This window comes from Nocardioides sp. (genome assembly GCF_050246775.1).
Lineage (GTDB): Bacteria > Actinomycetota > Actinomycetes > Propionibacteriales > Nocardioidaceae > Nocardioides.
Genome location: NZ_JBFWVK010000001.1, coordinates 953,519 through 971,846 on the forward strand (window position 1 = coordinate 953,519; position 18,328 = coordinate 971,846).

Genomic DNA, 18,328 nt, shown 5'->3' on the forward strand with positions numbered 1-18,328 from the left:
CCTTCGCTGCGGCTGGGTTAGGGAAGGTCGAACGCGTCGACATCGAGTCCGGCGGCGGCGCCGAGGCCATGCAGGGTGCCGTCGAAGTACGTCGACCAGGCCGTGCCCACCAGGTGGACGACGTCCTCGTCCTGGGCGGTGCCGAGGCCGCTCAGGGCAGTCGTCGCATTCGCGAACGACAGGTACAGATGGGTGGCGTCCTGCCAGACCAGCCCGTCGACGTTGGCGCTCCCGGGCACGCCCGCCGTCGAGGCGTCGAACACCCGAGCCAGCGACGTGCCGTTCCAGCGGTAGATGTCGGAGTCGTCCGAGCTGCCGGAGACCCCGGGCAGGTTCACCACCCCGCGGGTGGAGAAGTACAGGGTGCCGCCCACGACGCTGATCGCATCGAGATCGTGGCCCGCTGCGGTCAGGCCTCGCGCCGTACCGTCGAAGTAGACCGACCACAGGCCCGCGTTGTAGTACGCGACGTCCTCGTCCTGGACCGTCCCGAGTCCGGGCAGTGCGGTGTTGTCGGCGAACGACACGTAGAAGTGCGTAGCGTCGACGCGGTCGAGTCCGTCGATGTTGGCGGTGGCCGGAAGGCCTGCCACCGAGGCGTCGAACACCCGGGAGTGACTGGTCGTGCTCCAGCTGTAGAGGTCGGCGTCATCCGCGGTCCCGCCGGCTCCCGGCGGGTTGACGTTGCCGGTGGTGGAGTAGAACAGCGGATCGCTCGGCGGCGGCGGAGGTGGCGGCGGAGGCGTCGCCCCGGTGCCGATCGAGATGGCGTCCAGGTCCTGCGCGGATGCGGTCAGGCCGGCTGCGGTGCCGTCGAAGTAGACCGACCAGGTGCCGGCGTTGTAGGCCACCACGTCCTCGTCCTGCACCCCGTTGGCCGGAAGCCCGGGCACGTTGGTGTTGTCGTTGCTGAACGACAGCGAGAAGTGCGTCGCGTCGACGTACACCAGTCCGTCCACGTTGGGGTTGGTGTTGGACGTGGCGCCGCCGGAGTTCGGCAGGCCGTACGGCGCCGCGCTCGCGTCCACCACCCGGGTGTAGGTGTTGCCGGCACCGGCGGAGTTCCACCGGTAGATGTCGGCGTTGTCACCGGTGCCACCCGCCCCGGCAGGGACCTGGGCGTCCGGGGTGGTGAAGTAGAGCGTGGTGCCGACCACGCTGATGGTGCCGATCTCGAAACCGGCGGCCAGCCCGTGCGTCGTTCCGTCGAACCACAGGGACCAGGTCCCGTTGTCGTAGTAGACGACGTCCTCGTTCTGCACCAGCCCGGGGATGCCCGGCACGGACGTGGCGTTCGCGAAGGACAGGTAGAAGTGGGTGGCATCCACCCGGCTGTAGCCGTCGACGTTGGCCAGGAAGGCCGGGAGGTTGTACGGCGCCGCCGAGACGTCGATCGCCCGGCTGAACGCCGTCCCGTCCCACTGGAGGATGTCTCCGTTGCTCGGGGTCCCGCTCACTCCCGGCGGGTTGCTGAACCCACTGGTGGAGAAGTACAGGTCCGAGGTCGGGGGTGGGGGCGGCGGTGCCCCGGCACCGAACTCGTCAGCACCGGCGTCGTAGCCACCCAGGGCCGGGCGAGTCTCGTCGTCGATGTCGGTGGCGGGCGCTGCGACCGTGCCCTTGGTCGACGCGCCGAGGTTGCACGCGGGCGACGGGGAGGCGCCCGAGCACGTGCCCAGGTGGTAGTCACCGAGCTGGTCGGCCGGAGCCTCCACCGCGGTGAGGGTCGCGTCCACGAAGGCGGGGTTCTGCCGCCAGGTCGCGAACGACACCGACACGTCGTAGCCCTGGACGATGCCGGGATCCGCGGCGCTGTTCGTCGCACTGGTCGCGTAGGGGTGCTCACCGGCGTTCTGCTGCAGGACCGAGTTCGTCGGCGACAGCTGGGCAGAGCTCTCGAACAGGCCCACGTCCCAGTGGTCGACCGGGGTCGCGTCACCGGTCAGGCCGATCCCCGTGACCGTGGTCCCTGCGCGAGTGCCCGCCCGGTTGTCCCAGAAGATGTTGTTGAACAGCACCGGGTCGCTGAAGGTGGGAGAGCCGCCGGGCAGGGTCGCCTGGAGCTGGTCGCTGTTCGGCGAGGTCGACAGACCCGCCGGAGCGGGCTGACCGTTGGAGGTGACGGCGGTCCCGGTGGTGATGTTCTTCATCACCGTGTTGTTCATGACCCGCACGTTGGGGGCGTCGTTCAGGCTGACCCCACCACCCTCGTGGGTCGAGACGTTGTTGACGATGATGTTGTTTGCCACCGTCATCTGGTCCGCTCCGGCCATCAGGAACCGGATGCCGCCACCGTCGTCGTTGGACAGGTTGGCTTGGATCTGGTTGGCCAGGATCGAGACCGATCCGGCACCCGCGGACAGGTCGTCCGGGTTCGCCGGGAGCGCCCCGGCGATCATGATGCCGCCGCCCTCGTCGTTGGCGTAGTTGAACGTGATCCGGTTGTGGTGGATCTGCCCGTTGGGGCTGCGGCCGTAGACACTGACCCCAGCGCCGTACTCCAGGGTGAAGTTGCCGCAGATGTCGTTGCCGCTCACGTCGTACCCGTCCGCACCGGCGAAGATGCCGATGGCGCCGGCGAGGTTGCTGCCGCCGTTGGCCACGATCCGGTTGCGGGCGATCCGCACGTTCTCGTTGTGCTGGTTCGTGTCGGCGCCCTGGAGGTCGGGCGTGCCGATCCGGATCGCGCCGTAGCCGCCGCCGTTGCCGTCGACCAGGTTGTTGGTGATCTGCAGGTTGCGGGCGTAGGCGTTGGCGAAGATCGCGCCACCCTGGGTCTGGATGTTGGCCGGCAGCCCGGTCGGCAGGCCGGTGATCTGGTCGATGTTCCCCGGGAAGCCCTGCTGGTTGCCGCCACGGATCTCGAAGCCGTCGATGGCCGCGGGGAACGCGCTGGTGAACTGGCGAGCCCGACCGGCGGCGGTCGTGGCGTTCTCGGACGCCAGGACGTAGATGCCCTCGCCGTCGTTCGGGGCCTGGTTGCCGTCCCAGGTCAGCGAGTCGAGCAGGGTGTACCAGTCGGTGGCCACTTGGGTGTCACCACCGAAGGCGCTGGCATCGAGGATCGTGCCGCCGACGTAGTCCTGGCCCTGGAAGCCGCCGGGGCCGACGCCCTGGAGCTTGACCGGCGAGGCCATGATCAGGTTCTCGAAGTACGCCCCGCGTGGGTTCTGCTGGGTCGCGGTGTTGGGGTAGACCACGACCAGGTCGTTGGCGGTGCTGCTGAACGCGGCGTTCAGGGCGGCCTGGATGGTGCCGAACTGACGACCGGGACCGACCTCGCGCACCGTCGGCGTGTAGGAGCCACCGAGGACGTGGAACGTCAGGGCGTTGACCGTCTTCAACCCGTTGTCCGCCGTGATCAGGAGCTGGTGTGCACCGGTGGCCGACCCAGCGGGGATGGCCGCGGCGATCTGGGTGTCGCTCCATGCCGTCGTCGCGATGTCGACCCCGTCGAGGGTGACCGAGCCCGTGCCCTTGGTGGCACCGAACCCGGTGCCCTGGATGGTGATCGAGCCGCTCCCGTTGACGTAGGGCTGGCTGACCGTGAACAGCTGCGGAGCAGTCGCGGCGATGGGGCAGCTGGCCGGCGTGAGTTGACCGGTGCCGGGCCGCGAGATCATCACGCCGACCTGGGTCGGGGCCAGGTCCGTCGGGATCGTGACGCCGGGCATCGCCTCGAACTCGGTGCCGATGGTGCGGAACAGCGGGTTGTAGTTGGGGTTCACATGGCCAGGGACGCCCGGGTCGTTGCCCACGAAGCGGTACATGCCGGCGCAGACACCGGACGGCGTCGGGCAGCTGATGTGGTCGGTCGAGGGCAGCAGCACGTCGTAGAAGCCGTTGTAGTCGGTCTCCACCGTGGTGACCAGCCGGTTGGTGAAGTCGTAGATCCCGACCGGCATGAAGGGCGCGGGGGCCTTCTCGCCGTAGGCCGTGTGCTTGGGGTTGCTGGAGAAGCTGATGTCGTCGATCATCAGGCCGCGCAGCCGGCTGGGCAGCGGGACGTCGGTGAACAGGTTGAACATGGGGACGATCGACTTGCCGTTGTTGAGCGAGACGAGCTTGGTGCCGCAGAGCGGACGCGCCTTGCCCTCGTACGGCGACCCGCCGATGTCGAGGAAGGTGGCGTTGTCCACCGGGTCCGAGGCCGGGACCGTCACTCCGAGGGGCACCTCCACACCGTCACCGTCCGCTGCCGGGTAGTTGTCGGTGCCGTCCCCGAGAACGTCGACGGTGTGCAGCGACCCGGCGCACGACGGCGGAGGCACCTGCGGGATCACCTGGTTGCCGTGGGCGATGTTGATGTCCTCCTCGCCGGTCACCTTGTACTTCGGGTGCCCGGTGACGGCGTCGTCGGGGATGTCCAGGCTGACCAGGTAGTCCCCGGCGGGCAGCGCCGTGAAGTCACCGCCCTCGCACACCGGCGCCGCAGGGTCGAAGTCGGTCGCCGAGTCGTCGATGGTGCCGGTGAAACACCCGTCGCCGAAGCCGTAGTTGCCGTTGACGGTGGCACCGAAGCTGGCGTCGGCGGTCCCCTGGTCGGCGGCGTAGGTCCCGAACTGCACGCTCTGCGAGAACGCCGGGATGCACACCCCGTTCGCCTCCTGATCGAGCGCGAGGTGGTCCTCGTCGACCCCGTGGACGAGGGGTACGCCGTCCAGGTCACGGGCCGTGCAGCCACGGGGACGTTCCCAGTTCTCCGACAGGTAGGTGTTGAGCAGGTGACCCTTGGTGTACGCACCGTCTGCGTCGACCTCGTAGTCACCGTTGGCGTCGCACGGCGCACCGGCGTTGGTGCCGCAGTCGACGGTGGCGTAGAGCTTGACCGGGACGTCGGGGATTCCCGGCTGCCAGTCCTCGGCGGCGGCGTAGAGCGGGTCGAGCTCGTTGCGCGTCGTGTCGTAGCTGAGTGATCCGACGATGCCCCCGTTGCGCGGGTCGATGCCGTTGGCCCCCGTCGGGTCGTAGCCGTGCACGCCCCAGTCGAAGGTGCCGCCCAGGCCGATGATGTTGAGGGTGCTCACGTCGACACCAGCGCCCTTGATCGTGGTCGGCGTGGGCTGGTTGTCGGCCTGGTAGGTCACTCCGGTGGTGTAGAAGGAGTCGTTGTAGGCCTCCATCACCGTGTAGCCGAACTCACCGAGCGGGTAGGCGCCCTCGAAGCTGTAGTAGCCGTTCGCGTCGGTCGTGGCCGTGGTCTGGCCGCGGTCCATCAGCGAGTTGTCGCGCTTGCGCATCGTCAGGGTGAAGTTGGAGATGCCGTTCTCACCGGCCTCCCTGACGCCGTTGCGGTTCTTGTCGTTGAACACGTAGCCCGAGTACTCGGTCCACCACCCGTTCATGGGCACGGTGCCGAGGGCCTCGGTCTCGCCGTTGTTGACGGTGACGTTCTGCAGGGCGAGCAGGTTGTTCTGGGCCTCGTCCCACCAGGTCAGCGAGTAGTCGCCGTCCGGGACGCCGGAGATGTCGAAGCGTCCATCGGTGTCGGCCTGACCCACCCAGACCGCCTGGTCTCCGCTGTCAAGGTCGGCCAGGGACAGCCACGCGTCGGGGATCGGGCGCTGCACCTTCGAGCCGGTGAAGCCGTTGTACAGGTCGTAGATGCCGCCCTTCGGGGGCACGTAGTGCAGCGTGCGCATCACTCGGCCGGTGACATGTCCAGAAGCGGCAGCACTCAGGGGCTGGCCGTTCTTCAACGGGGCCGCGAAACCGAAGAGCGGGGTCGGGACGGCCTCGCCGGCCAGGGTGAACTCGGTGTCGAAACCGGTGGCTCCCTCCATCACCCAGGTGTCCCAGTCGTGGTTGCCCTCGAGGGTCGTGGTCTGGATCCAACGCGAACCATCGGGCGGGGTGACGAACTGCGTGTAGCGGTTGGTGCCCATGTGCGGGAACGTGACGATGCCATCCGCGTCGCTGAGGCACTCTCCCCCGACCTGGTCGACCACCGGCAGCATGTCGGCGTCGAGGTCGGCCATCGGGATCTCGTGGCTGACCGGGTCCTCGCCGACGTACGTCGTGCAGACCGGGTTGCCGTAGACGTCGGTCGTGACCTCGCCGAGCAGGTCGTTGAGGTGACCGGTGAAGCCCTGCAGGGGCTGGTCGCCTGCGTCGTACGCGCCGTTCGTCGGCGCCATGTCCGCGAAGACCTGGCCTTTGACGGTCGAGTCGGGCAGCGGCATCGGCTGCAGTTCGACGGTCACCTGTCCGTCGCTCAGGGGGACGCTGAAGTGGGCGCCGTCCAGCTTGTAGCCATCGGCCAGGACCGAGATCAGGTAGTCCCCGTCGGGCAGGTCCAGGCCGTTGACCAGGTCGCCCTGATCGCCTTGGGCCACGATCGGGGAGGCATCGGGTGCGGCGTTGATCGACGTCCACGGGCAGTTGTTCGGATAGCCGGGGTCGGTCGGCGAGCAGACCCCGGTGGCACTGCGCACCGAGGTGGAACCGGTGTTGTCGCGGTTGATGAGGAACTTGTAGGTGTCGACCGGGTCACCAGCCGCGACCCCAGCCCCTGCGAAGGCGCGGGGTTCGGTCCGGGCACTGACCACATCGAGGGTCAGGGTGCTCGTCGCCGCCACGGCTGGGGGGACCGTGATCGAGACGAGCACCCCGACGGCGAGGGCGACCGAAGCCAGCAGGCAGAGGAACCGTCGCCGGAGCGCTCCCGAGGGGCCTGGGCGCCCGCGGCCAGTGTGCGCCCGTCGGGGGTTCTTCGGCGTCCGTCGTCGGTCCACGCTCACCGAACGATCGCTGAGTCCACGCATCTGATTCACCTTCTCGGCAGTCCCAGGAATGCTGGCTGGTCACGCACAACGTCCACCCGAAACCGCCCGGTGGCGAGAAAGATGTCGGTCCTGTCATGCAAGCGTCACCGGACCGCCCGGGTCGCAGTGGCGGGAAAGGCCTCAGGCCGAGACGGAGGCCGGGACCGGATCGCCCAGGGTGGCGCTCGCGATGGGCAGCACGAACTCGAACGCCGCCCCACCGCCCTCCTGGTTGAATGCACGCAGGGAACCGCCGCACGCCCTCGCCGTGGCGATCGCCATGGGAAGGCCAAGCCCGCTGCCCATCGAGCCGTTGGGCGGGCGGCGGTGCCAGAAGCGCTCGAAGACGCGCCCCAGGTCCTCGGGGGGGATCCCGGGGCCGTCGTCGGCGACCCGGACCGTGCAGTACCTCGCCCACACCTTCCCGGTCAGCGCGATCGTGCCCCCGTCCCCGGTGAAGTGGACCGCGTTCTCGATCACGGCGTCGAGCGCGAGCCCGAGCATGTCCGGGGCCGCCAGGATGACCGCGTCGTCGGGGCACACCACGGTCCACGACCGATTGGTGTGGGCCGCCCAGTTGCCGCCGACGTCCAGGATGAAGTCCCGCAACGACACCTGCTCCACCGGGAAGCTGGTCCCCGCATCGAGCTGCGCGATGGCCAGCAGCCGGTTGGACAGCACCGCCATCCGTTCGAGCTGGCGCAGCGCGACCCGCACGTCCTCCTGCGCCTGGGGCTCCTCGATGGCCTCCTCGGACAGCTCCAGATGCCCCCGCGCGATGGTGACGGGGGTCCGGATCGCGTGCGCGGTGTCACGGAAGAAGTCATGCTCGCGCTCGATCATCGCCTGTTGCTGGACCGTCATCTCCTGCAGCGCTGTCTGGGCGGCCACGCGCCGGCGAGCATGCCACACCATCGCCATCAGAAGGGCGGGCATCAACAGGACCTCGGCCAGCTCGGCCCGGTCGATGAACCCCTGCCGGTAGTGCAGGTAGAGCACGCCGCCGGTCGCCAGCGTCACCAGGGTGGCCACCACCGTGGTGGGCAGCACCGGCCAGACCCGGAAGCCGTAGATGATCGTCAACATCAAGAACAGCAGGTGGTACGGGACGGTCTCCAGGCCGGGGCTCACGATCATGCTCCACACCATGGCGGCGCCGAACACGGCCAGCCCGAGGTCGAGGATCAGTCCCTGACGGGTGGTGTGGGTCTCCCCCCACGCACGCCAGCGCGACCAGATCTCACCCGATCTGGAGCTCATAGCCGACGTTTCGGACGGTGTGGATCCGGTTGCTGCGCAACTTCTGCCGCAGCCGCCCGACACAGACGTCGACGACGTTGGTCGCCGGGTCGAAGGAGTAGCCCCACACCTCGGAGAGCAGCTCCTCGCGCGAGCACACCTGGTTGGAGCGGCGCATCAGGTGCTGCATCAGCAGGAACTCCCGTTGCGACAGGTCCACCAGCCGGTCGTCGATCCTCAGCCGCCGCGCACGCAGGTCCAGGGACATGCCCCCGACTGTCAGGGTCTGGGGGTCGTGCTCGGTGTTCGCCTGCTGATGGAGGCGGCACCGCACCCTGGCGATGAGCTCTCGGGTGGCGAACGGCTTGGCGAGGAAGTCCACCGCGCCGGCCTCCAGCACCTCGATCCGGGCTCGGACCCCGGCATCTGCCGACAGCACCAGCACCCGGGCGTCAGGGCGTACGGCGAGCAGCCCGGACAGCACGGCCCGGCCCTCGATCCCCGGCATCACCAGGTCGAGCACGACCATGTCCGGCGACGTGCCGATCGCCTTCTGCAGCCCCTCCGCGCCGTCCAGCGCCGTCGTCACCTGATGCCCGTCGGCGTCGAGAGCGCGTGCCACGAACCGGACAAGATCCGGCTCGTCGTCAATCACCAGGATGTGCGCCATGCCCGCTCCATCAGTTGGTCCCCGATGCCCCCCGAGCAGGCCATAACCATTTAGTCTGCGGCAGAGAGACGGGTCAATGACCCATACGGACCTAGGGGAGCACCTGACTAGACCCCTTCACGGTCCGCGAAGCCGGGGTGCACGAAGGGCTCTCCCCGCTTCAGGCTCTCCACGGCTCCCGGGTGCACCCGGTGCAGGTGCGCGATGGCCTTGCGTCGGTAGCGCAGGATCTGGACGGCACCGAAGGTCCAGAAGAGGTACTGCACCGACATCGCCACCCGGAAGTCACCCAGGTCGTAGGAGCCCGTGCCCCGTGGCTCCCTCCAGTCCAGGACCACGCCGATGAGCGCCATCGTCAGCAGCGAGGCCGAGAAGCCCCCGACGTTGACGAACCCGTTGGCCCGCCCGGAGGTCTCCACCGGGCTGAACGAGCGGGCCAGGTCGAAACCGACCATCGAGGCCGGGCCCCCGGTGCCCATCAGGCAGACCAGCACGACCAACAGCCACATCGGCGACGGCGTCGAGCGGGCCAGCACCACACCCCAGCAGGCAGCCATCGAGCAGACCACGCCCAGCACCAGGTAGGAGCGGTAGAACGGGTAGCGGGCCACGAGGGTCCCCATGACCAGGCCACTGACGACGACCCACCCGGTCATCACCATCAGCAGCGTGCTGGCGCTCGACGTACTCAGGCCCTGGCCGCGGACCAGGAACGGGAAGCCCCACAGCATCGCGAACACGGTGACCGAGAACTGCGCCGTGAAGTGTGACCACATGCCCAGCCGGGTGCCAGGGTTGCCCCACACCGAACGCAGGGACCGGGCCAACGCTCGAGCCTTGATCTTGACCACCGCCCCGCGCCGGTAGGGCGAGTCCTTCACCAGCAGCGCGACCGCCACCATCAGCGGCACCCCGATTGCCGAGGCCCACGCGAAGGTGCGCGTCCAGCCCAGGTCGGCCAGGGCCAGTGACAGCGGCGCGGCGGCGATGATCGCCCCGAGCTGTCCGACCTGGCCGGTGAGCTGGGTGACAAGCGGTGCCTGCCGGACCAGGAACCAGAGCGTGACCAGCCGGATGACGCTCACGAAGATCATCGCGTCCCCGGCTCCCAGGATCGCCCTCGCGACGACGGCCGCGGCGAAGGTGGTGGCGAACGCGAAGAGGAGCTGGCCGACGGTCATCAGCACGAGACCCGTGAGCAGGATCGCGCGCGAGCCATAGCGGTCCAGCAGGACGCCGACCGGTATCTGCAAGGAGGCGTACACCAGGAGCTGCAGCACGGTGAAGAACGCCAGCTGGGTGGCGGTGACCCCGAACCGGTCGGCGGCGATCAGGCCAGCCACGCCCAGGGAGCTGCGGTGGAAGATGGCCAGCACGTAGACGGCCAGGCCCACCGACCAGATCATCCACGCGCGGCGGCTGCCGATGGTGTGGATCTGTTCGGTCACCAGTCGATCATGAACGTCGCTGCCGGTCGGGAGCGAATCCACGCTCACCGGTCGTAGTCGAGCACGACCCCGTCGGTGGTCGGATGGGCCTGACAGGTCAGCACATAGCCCTCGGCGAGCTGGTGGGGCTCGAGGGCGAAGTTGGTGGCCATCTCGACGCGGCCGCTCAGGACCTTGGCCCGACAGGTGCCGCACATCCCGCCCTTGCAGGCGTACGGCGCGTCGGCGCGGACCTTGAGCATGGCATCGAGGACACTCTGGTCGCGACTCACGTCGAGCTGGCTGGCCCGGCCGTCCAGCGTGGCAGTGACCTTGGAGCCCACGCCGGCCGTGACCTCGGGGGCGCGAGCGAGCGCCTGGGCGTGGAAGAGCTCCACGTGGACGTGCTCGGAGGAGACGCCCTCCTCGATCAGGACCTGGCGGCCCCCGGTGACCATCTCGAACGGCCCGCACAGGAACCACTCCTCGATGCTCCCGACCAGCCCCTCCTCGACGACGACGCGCCTGATGCGAGCGTCGTCGAGACGCCCGGCGTACAACTCGGGGAGGCGGGGCTCGCGGGACAGGAAGTGCGAGATGCGCAGTCGATCGGGGTGCTGATGCTGGAGGGCCTCCAGCTCCGCGAGGAGCATGGCCGAGCCCAGCGTCCGGTTGCCGTAGAGCAGGGTCACCCTGCTGCCCGGCTCGACGTCGAGGATGGTGGCGAGGATCGAGTAGATCGGTGTGATCCCCGAGCCGGCTGCGATCATCGCGTAGCTCGTGGCGTGCTGGGGGTCGAGGTCGGTGGTGAACCGCCCGCTCGGGGTCATCACCTCCAGGACGGCTCCGGGCCGCATCCGTTCGAGGGCATAGGCGGAGAACTCGCCGTCGGGGATGCTCTTGACGCCGATCCGCAACGGGCCGCCGACCGGGGAGCAGATCGAGTAGTTGCGACGTGCGCCGTGCCACCGGATCGCCACGTGCTGGCCCTGGGTGAAGGCGTAGTCGGCCCGCAGCTCGTCGGGAACCTCGAACGTGACCAGCACGCTGTCCTCGGTCAGGGGCTCGACGGCAGCGACAGTGAGCGCGTGGAACACGGCATGCGACATCTGCCCTCCCTTGCCCTCTCCTGTCTCACCCTCGACCTTATGGTCCCTCCCGTCAGGGCCTGCTCAACGGGCATCAGGTCACCACAGCTCGAGTGAGTCGTGGAAGATCGCGGCCAGGTCCTCGCCGGTCACCTCACGCGGGCAGGTGGACAGCAGCCGTTGCTGCTGCAGGGCACCCTGGACCAGGTCGTCGATGTCCGAGGCGAGGTAGCCGACGCCGGCGAGCCCGTTGGGGATGGCGACGTCGCGCATCAGGTCGATCAGCACGCTCGACAGCGGTTCGCTGCCGCTCGGGTCGAGCAGCCGGGCAGCTCGCTGGTGCCGGTCGGGATCGCTGGGGTGGGTGAACCGGAACGCTGCCGGCGCGGTCAGGGCGACCGACATCCCGTGCGGCACCATCGGCTCGGCCGCGGGATAGTCCGGGGGCCGGAAGGCACGCACCCGCCCGGCGATCGGGTAGCCGTTGGCATGCGGGATGTGGACCCCCGCGTTGCCGAACCCCATCCCCGCGAACGTCGCTGCCAGGGCCATGTCGTGGCGGGCCCCGAGGTCGGCGCCGTCCTGGACCGCGCGCCGGAACGAGCGACCCAGCAACGCCATCGCCTTCTCCGAGAACATGTCCGCGATCGGGTTGGCTCCGCAGTAGGGCACCCGCTGCTCGGGGGTCTTGGCCTCGTAGGAGGTGTAGGCGCGGGCGGTGTAGCTCTCCAGGGCGTGGCACAGGATGTCCATCCCGCTGGCCGCGGTCACCGCCGGCGGTGCGGTCACGGTCAGGTCGGGGTCGATGACGGCGATGCTCGGGCGCAGTCGCGGGTGGCTGATGCCGGTCTTGACCTTGAGGGCCAGGATGTCCAGCACGCACACCGTCGTGCTCTCGCTGCCGGTGCCGGCAGTAGTGGGTACGGCGACCAGGGGCTTGAGCGGGTGCGCGGGGGCGAGGCCGCCACCCACCGGGGCGTTGACGTAGTCCATCAAGTCCCCGGGGTTCGTGGTCATCAGGTTGACGGCCTTGGCGGTGTCGATGCTGGAGCCACCCCCGACCGCGACGTAGGCGTCGAAGGGGCCGGACTGCCGCGCGAAGTCGATCGCCAGGCGCATGCTCTCGTCCGTGGGCTCGACCCGGCTGCCGTCGAAGAGCACGGTCTCGATGCCGAACGGGTGCATCTGCTCGGCCACGCGCTGCGGCAGCCCGGTGGCCGCGACCCGGGCATCGGTGACGACCAGGACCCGAGCCGCCCCGAGGGCCGCCAGGTCGTGCCCGACCTCGGCGGAGGCGCCCGGGCCGAACTTCAGCTGGGGCGCGCCGTACGTGAACACTGTCTCGGCTGACATGACCCCAACCTACTGAACCCACTTTTCTGGTCTCGCAGGCGTGTCTGCGGGCTTGTGACTAGCCCGTAACGTCCGATACGTGGGAACGTCGGCAGCGTCGGCAGCGAGTGAAATCCTCATCGGGGCCGACCGGACACCGGAGGTAGGCATGTTCTCGCGAATCGCGATCGTGAACCGTGGCGAGGCCGCAATGCGGCTGATCCACTCGGTGCGCGACATCAACGCCGAGGGTGGCGCGCAGATCCAGACGATCGCGCTCTACACCGACGCCGAGCGCAGCGCCATGTTCGTGCGCGAGTCCGACATCGCCTATCCGCTCGGTCCGGCCGCATCGCGTCCCTATCTCGACCTGGCCAAGCTCGAGAAGGCCCTGGTGGAGACCCGTGCCGACGCCGTCTGGGTGGGCTGGGGCTTCGTCGCGGAGGACCCGACGTTCGTGGACCTGTGTGACCGGTTGGGCATCACCTTCATCGGACCGAGCGCAGCCGCGATGCGCCAACTCGGCGACAAGATCGGCTCCAAGCTGATCGCCGAGGAGGTCGGCGTCCCCGTGGCTCCGTGGAGCCGGGGCGCCCTGGACACCCTGGAGGACGCACTCGCCACGGCCGACCGGGTCGGCTACCCACTGATGCTCAAGGCGACCGCGGGTGGCGGCGGTCGGGGCATCCGCAAGGTGGAGGACGCCGCCGAGCTCGAGGACGTCTACCAGCGCACCCGCGACGAGGCGCAGCGCGCCTTCGGCAACGGGGCCGTCTTCCTGGAGAGCCTGGTCACCGGCGCCCGCCACGTGGAGGTCCAGGTCATCGCCGACGGGCAGGGCACCGCGTGGGCGGTCGGCGTACGCGACTGCTCGGTGCAGCGCCGCAACCAGAAGGTGATCGAGGAGTCCGCCTCTCCCCTGCTCTCACCGGAGCAGACCGCCCACCTCAAGGAGTCGGCCGAACGGCTGGCGCTGGCGGTCGACTACGCAGGCGCGGGCACCGTCGAGTTCCTCTACCACCCCGAGTCGCAGGTGTTCGCCTTCCTCGAGGTCAACACCCGCCTCCAGGTGGAGCACACCATCACCGAGGTCACCACCGACCTCGACCTGGTCAAGGCCCAGATCCACGTCGCTGCCGGCGGCCGCCTCGAGGGCGAGAAGCCGGCCGAGAAGGGGCACTCCGTGGAGGCCCGGCTCAACGCCGAGGACCCCGACCGCGACTTCGCGCCCGCACCGGGCCGCATCGCGCTGCTGGAGCTCCCGGCCGGCCCGGGGATCCGCGTCGACACCGGGGTCGGCGAGGGCGACACGATCCCGGCCGACTTCGACTCGATGATCGCCAAGATCATCGCCTACGGCCGCACCCGGGACGAGGCGCTCGGCCGCCTGCGCCGGGCGATGGGCGACACCACCGTCGTGATCGAGGGTGGCGCCACCAACAAGAGCTTCATCCTCGAGCTGCTCGACCAGCCCGAGGTCACCACAGGGGTTTCGACAGGCCCGACCACCAAGGTCTGGGCCGACACCGGCTGGATCGACCGGGTGCGCGCTGAGGGCCGGCTGGTCGCCCACGCCCACTCCGGCGTCGCCCTGGTCGCTGCCGCGATCGAGGCGTACGACGACCAGCTGACCGTGGAGATCGCCCGGCTGCTCGAGACCGCTCATGGCGGGCGACCGCAGGTGCAGCACGAGATCGGGCGCCCGGTCGACCTGAAGCTGCGCGGCACCACCTATCGCGTCACCGCGCTGCAGACCGGCCAGGACCGGTTCCGGGTCACGGTCGCCGAAGGTGAGGCCGAGGAGGTCGTCGACGTCGAGGTCGAGCGCATCGACGAGTTCCACGGGCGGCTGGTCGTCAACGGGGTCCGCTACCGGGTCGTGACCGCGACGTACGGCCCGACCCACCTGGTCGAGGTCAACGGGGTCACCCACCACGTCAGCCGTGACGAGGGCGGCGTGATGCGCTCGCCGTCCCCGGCTCTGGTGGTGGCCACGCCGGCTGCTGTCGGCGAGATCCTGGCCCAGGGTGCGCCGGTGCTGGTGCTGGAGTCCATGAAGATGGAGACGGTCCTGCACGCCCCCTTCCCCGCCCGGGTCAAGGAACTGCTGGTGATGACGGGCAGCCAGGTCGAGACGGGCGCGCCGCTGGTCCGGCTCGAACCGGTCGAGGCCGACGAGGGCGCCGGGGCAGTCGCCGAGGTCGAGTCCTCGGGTCCGGGGCTGGACCTGCCCGCCCCGGCTGCGGAGCGCTCGGCGACCGAGCGGGCCGAGCTGGGTCGCGCCCACCTGATGGCGACCATGCTCGGGTTCGACATCGACGAGAGCAACGCCGGCGCGACGTTGGCCGACTACCTCAGCGCCCGCGAGGTGCTGCGCGCCGAGGGCACCCCGGTGGTGCCCGACGAGATCGAGCTGCTCGGTGTCTTCGCCGACCTGGCCGAGCTGAGCCGCAACCGGCCGGCTGCGGAGGAGCAGCACACCGAGCTGCGGGTGCACAGCTCGCGCGAGCACTTCCACACCTACCTGCAGAGCCTCGACGTCGAGCGCGGCGGCCTCCCGGAGTCGTTCAGCACCCGCCTGAGCACGGTGCTGGGCCACTACGGGGTGACCGACCTGGAGCCCACTCCGGCATTGCAGGACGCGGTCTTCCGGATCTTCCTGGCCCAGCGCTCGGCGGCCGACGCCCAAGTGGTCATCACGCTGCTGCAGCGCTGGAGTGACGAGCCCGCGCCTCCGGCTGAGCTGGCCCGCGCCGTACGCCAGCTTCTGGACCGACTGGTGCGCGCCACGCAGCTCCGCTTCCCGGTCATCGGTGACCTGGCGCGCAGCGTGCGCTTCCGCTGGTTCGACCAGCCGCTGGTCGACGCCGAGCGGCTGAGCGTCGTGGCCGGGGTCCGGGCCGAGGTGACCGACCTCGCCGCGAACCCCGACACCCCCGACCACGCTGAGCGGATCGAGGCGCTGGCCGCCATCCCCGAGCAGATCGTGGCCTTCCTCGCCGAGCGCCTGGAGGCCGGCATCCCGGAGCAGGAGCCGATGTTGGAGGTGCTGGTCAAGCGCCACTACCGGGAGTTCGACCTCCACGAACTGCGCTCCACCCGCGTGGCAGCGCGGCCGTTCGTGATCGCCGACTACACCCTGGACGACCGGCCCAGCCACCTGATCTCCACCATCGGCACGGTGGCCGAGCTGGAGGCAGGCTCGAGTGAGCTCGAGGCCGGCCTGAGCGCCGAGGTGGCCGCGCGCAGTGCCGGGCACGAAGCGGTCGTCGACCTCTACCTGCACTGGCCCGAGGCGCCTGAGGCCCCCGAGGCCGAGAGTGCAGCCCTCGCCAAGGTGGTGGGCGGGCTCGGCTTCGCCCAGGACGTGCGGCGCATCGCCATCGCCGTCTGCCCCGGCGGCGACCGCCCGGTCAACTACTTCACCTTCCGTCCCGCCACCGGCACCGACCAGGTCGGGGTCCTCGAGGACACCCTCGTGCGCGGCGTACACCCGATGGTCGGTCGCCGCCTGAACCTCTGGCGCCTGCGCGGCTTCGAGGTCACCCGGATCGAGGCGCCCGAAGACGTCCTGCTCTACGAGTGCGTGGCTCGCGAGAACCCGGCCGACCGCCGGCTGGTCGCCCTGGCGCAGGTGCGACAGCTGGCCGTCGTGCGCAACGACGAGGGCAAGGTCATCGCCCTGCCCCACGCGGAGCGGGCCGTGGAGAACTGTCTCGAGGCGATCCGCCGCACCCGCACCGCCCGTGGCTCGGCGGGCACCAAGCTCGACACGAACCATGTCTGGATCCAGATCTGGCCGCTGGTCGATGCCGACATCGACCAGCTCACCGCCCTGCAGAGCAAGATCACCCCGCTGAGTGACGGCGCCGGCATCGAGGAGGTCACCGCCCAGGGCCGGGTCGCCGGCCCGGACGGCGTGCCCGTCCCGATCATGGTGCGCTTCTCCGCCCGCCCGGGTGCCGGCGTGGTGGCCACGATCGAGGAGCCGCCCACCGAGCGGCTCAAGCCGCTGGACGACTACGCCGCGAAGGTCCTGCGGGCCCGGCGCCGTGGTCTCGTCTACCCCTACGAGCTCGCCGACGTGCTCACCGGCGCCGGTGGCTCCCTGGTCGAGCACGACCTCGACGACACCGGGAGGCTGGTCCCCGTCGACCGTGCCCCCGGGCTCAACAAGGCCGGCATCCTCGTCGGCGTGGTCACCACCCCGACCGACCTGCACCCCGAGGGCGTCAAGCGGGTGATCCTCTGCGGCGACCCGACCATGGCGCTCGGCGCGGTCTCGGAGCCCGAGTGCTCGCGCATCATCGCGGCCATCGACCTGGCCGAGGAGCTGAAGGTGCCGGTGGAGTGGTTCGCGCTCTCGGCCGGTGCCCGCATCTCGATGGGCTCGGGCACCGAGAACATGGACTGGGTGGCCGCGGCCCTGCGCCGGATCGTCGAGTTCACCCAGGACGGCGGCGAGATCAACGTCGTGGTGGCTGGCATCAACGTCGGGGCCCAGCCCTATTGGAACGCCGAAGCGACCATGCTGATGCACACCAAGGGCATCCTGGTGATGACCCCGGACAGCGCGATGGTGCTCACCGGCAAGCAGTCGTTGGACTTCTCCGGCGGCGTCTCGGCCGAGGACAACTTCGGCATCGGCGGCTACGACCGCGTGATGGGCCCCAACGGGCAGGCGCAGTACTGGTCGCGCGACCTGGCCGGCGCCTTCGGGATCCTGATGGCGCACTACGAGCACACCTACATCGCCCCCGGGGAGGCCGGTCCCCGCCGGATGCCGACCACGGACCCGTCGGATCGCGACGTGACCACGTTCCCCCACCAGTTCGAGGGCAGCGACTTCACGACCGTGGGCGACATCTTCTCCCCCGAGACCAACAAGGACCGCAAGAAGGCCTTCGACATCCGCACGGTCATGAGGGCGCTGTCCGACCAGGACCACCCGACGCTGGAGCGTTGGGCCTCCATGGCCGACGCCGACACCGCCGTCGTACAGGATGCCCACCTCGGCGGTCACCCGGTGCTGCTGCTGGGCATCGAGTCACGCACCGTGCCCAGGCGTGGCTTCCCGCCCACCGACGGTCCGGACGTCTACACGGCCGGCACGCTGTTCCCGAAGTCGTCGAAGAAGGCGGCGCGGGCGATCAACGCGGCGAGCAACAACCGGCCGCTGGTGGTCCTGGCCAACCTGTCGGGCTTCGACGGGTCACCGGACTCGATGCGCAACCTCCAGCTGGAGTACGGCGCCGAGATCGGCCGGGCCATCGTCAACTTCCGCGGGCCGATCGTGTTCTGCGTGATCTCGCGCTACCACGGGGGCGCGTTCGTGGTGTTCTCCAAGCAGCTCAACCCGCAGATGACCGTGCTGGCGATCGAGGGGTCCTTCGCCTCGGTGCTCGGTGGCGCCCCGGCGGCGGCCGTGGTGTTCTCCGGCGAGGTCGACAAGCGGGCCGCGGCGAGTCCGCTCATCAAGGAGCTGGAGGCCCGGATCGCCGACGCCTCCGGCCGGGAGCGGGCCACGCTGCTCGTCGAGCTCGCCGACCTGAGGGCCTCGCTGCGCGCGGAGAAGATCAGCGAGGTCGCCGCCGAGTTCGACGGCATCCACAACATTCATCGCGCCGTCGAGGTGGGTTCGGTCGATGCTGTGATCGAGGCGTCCCGGTTGCGGCCCGAGGTCATCGCGGTGATCGAGCGCGGGCTCGCTGCCTCTCGCTGACGTCATAGCTCTCGGTCGCCCTGACGACCAGACCTTATGACGTTGCCGGTGGGCAGGACGTCCCAAGGACCTGGACCGTTGTGCCC

Annotated in this window: 7 protein-coding genes; 1 reads left to right on the forward strand and 6 read right to left on the reverse strand. The window is 69.7% G+C overall.

Going from position 1 to position 18,328, the window contains the following annotated elements; genetic code table 11:
- Positions 1-17 precede the first annotated feature (17 nt).
- The 6 genes from AB7I40_RS04560 to AB7I40_RS04585 all read right to left on the reverse strand — a co-directional run bounded on the left by AB7I40_RS04560 (position 18) and on the right by AB7I40_RS04585 (position 12,541).
- On the reverse strand, positions 18-6,764 hold the full coding sequence (locus AB7I40_RS04560; RefSeq protein ID WP_428343858.1) for an SdrD B-like domain-containing protein: 6,747 nt from the start codon (positions 6,762-6,764) through the stop codon (positions 18-20).
- A gap of 141 nt (positions 6,765-6,905) precedes the next feature.
- Complete coding sequence (locus AB7I40_RS04565) at positions 6,906-8,024, reverse strand: sensor histidine kinase (RefSeq protein WP_428343859.1); 1,119 nt, start codon at positions 8,022-8,024, stop codon at positions 6,906-6,908.
- On the reverse strand, positions 8,005-8,673 hold the full coding sequence (locus AB7I40_RS04570) for a response regulator transcription factor (RefSeq protein WP_428343860.1): 669 nt from the start codon (positions 8,671-8,673) through the stop codon (positions 8,005-8,007). Before AB7I40_RS04570 ends, AB7I40_RS04565 begins: the two co-directional genes overlap by 20 nt.
- 107 nt (positions 8,674-8,780) lie before the next feature.
- Positions 8,781-10,121 carry an MFS transporter gene (locus AB7I40_RS04575; protein ID WP_428343861.1) on the reverse strand — a complete coding sequence of 447 codons (1,341 nt, stop codon included), beginning with the start codon at positions 10,119-10,121 and terminating at the stop codon, positions 8,781-8,783.
- A 44-nt stretch (positions 10,122-10,165) separates the two neighbouring features.
- Positions 10,166-11,209 (reverse strand): 2Fe-2S iron-sulfur cluster-binding protein, encoded by a 1,044-nt coding sequence (locus AB7I40_RS04580; RefSeq protein WP_428343862.1) that lies wholly within the window; start codon positions 11,207-11,209, stop codon positions 10,166-10,168.
- Between the two features lie 78 nt (positions 11,210-11,287).
- The gene (locus AB7I40_RS04585) at positions 11,288-12,541 is read right to left on the reverse strand and encodes a hydroxyacid-oxoacid transhydrogenase (RefSeq protein WP_428343863.1); all 1,254 of its coding nucleotides are present in this window, start codon (positions 12,539-12,541) and stop codon (positions 11,288-11,290) included.
- 148 nt (positions 12,542-12,689) lie between these two features.
- Here AB7I40_RS04585 and AB7I40_RS04590 point away from each other — a divergent pair, with 148 nt between their 5' ends.
- Positions 12,690-18,242 (forward strand): carboxyl transferase domain-containing protein, encoded by a 5,553-nt coding sequence (locus AB7I40_RS04590; protein WP_428343864.1) that lies wholly within the window; start codon positions 12,690-12,692, stop codon positions 18,240-18,242.
- The last annotated feature ends 86 nt before the right edge of the window (positions 18,243-18,328 follow it).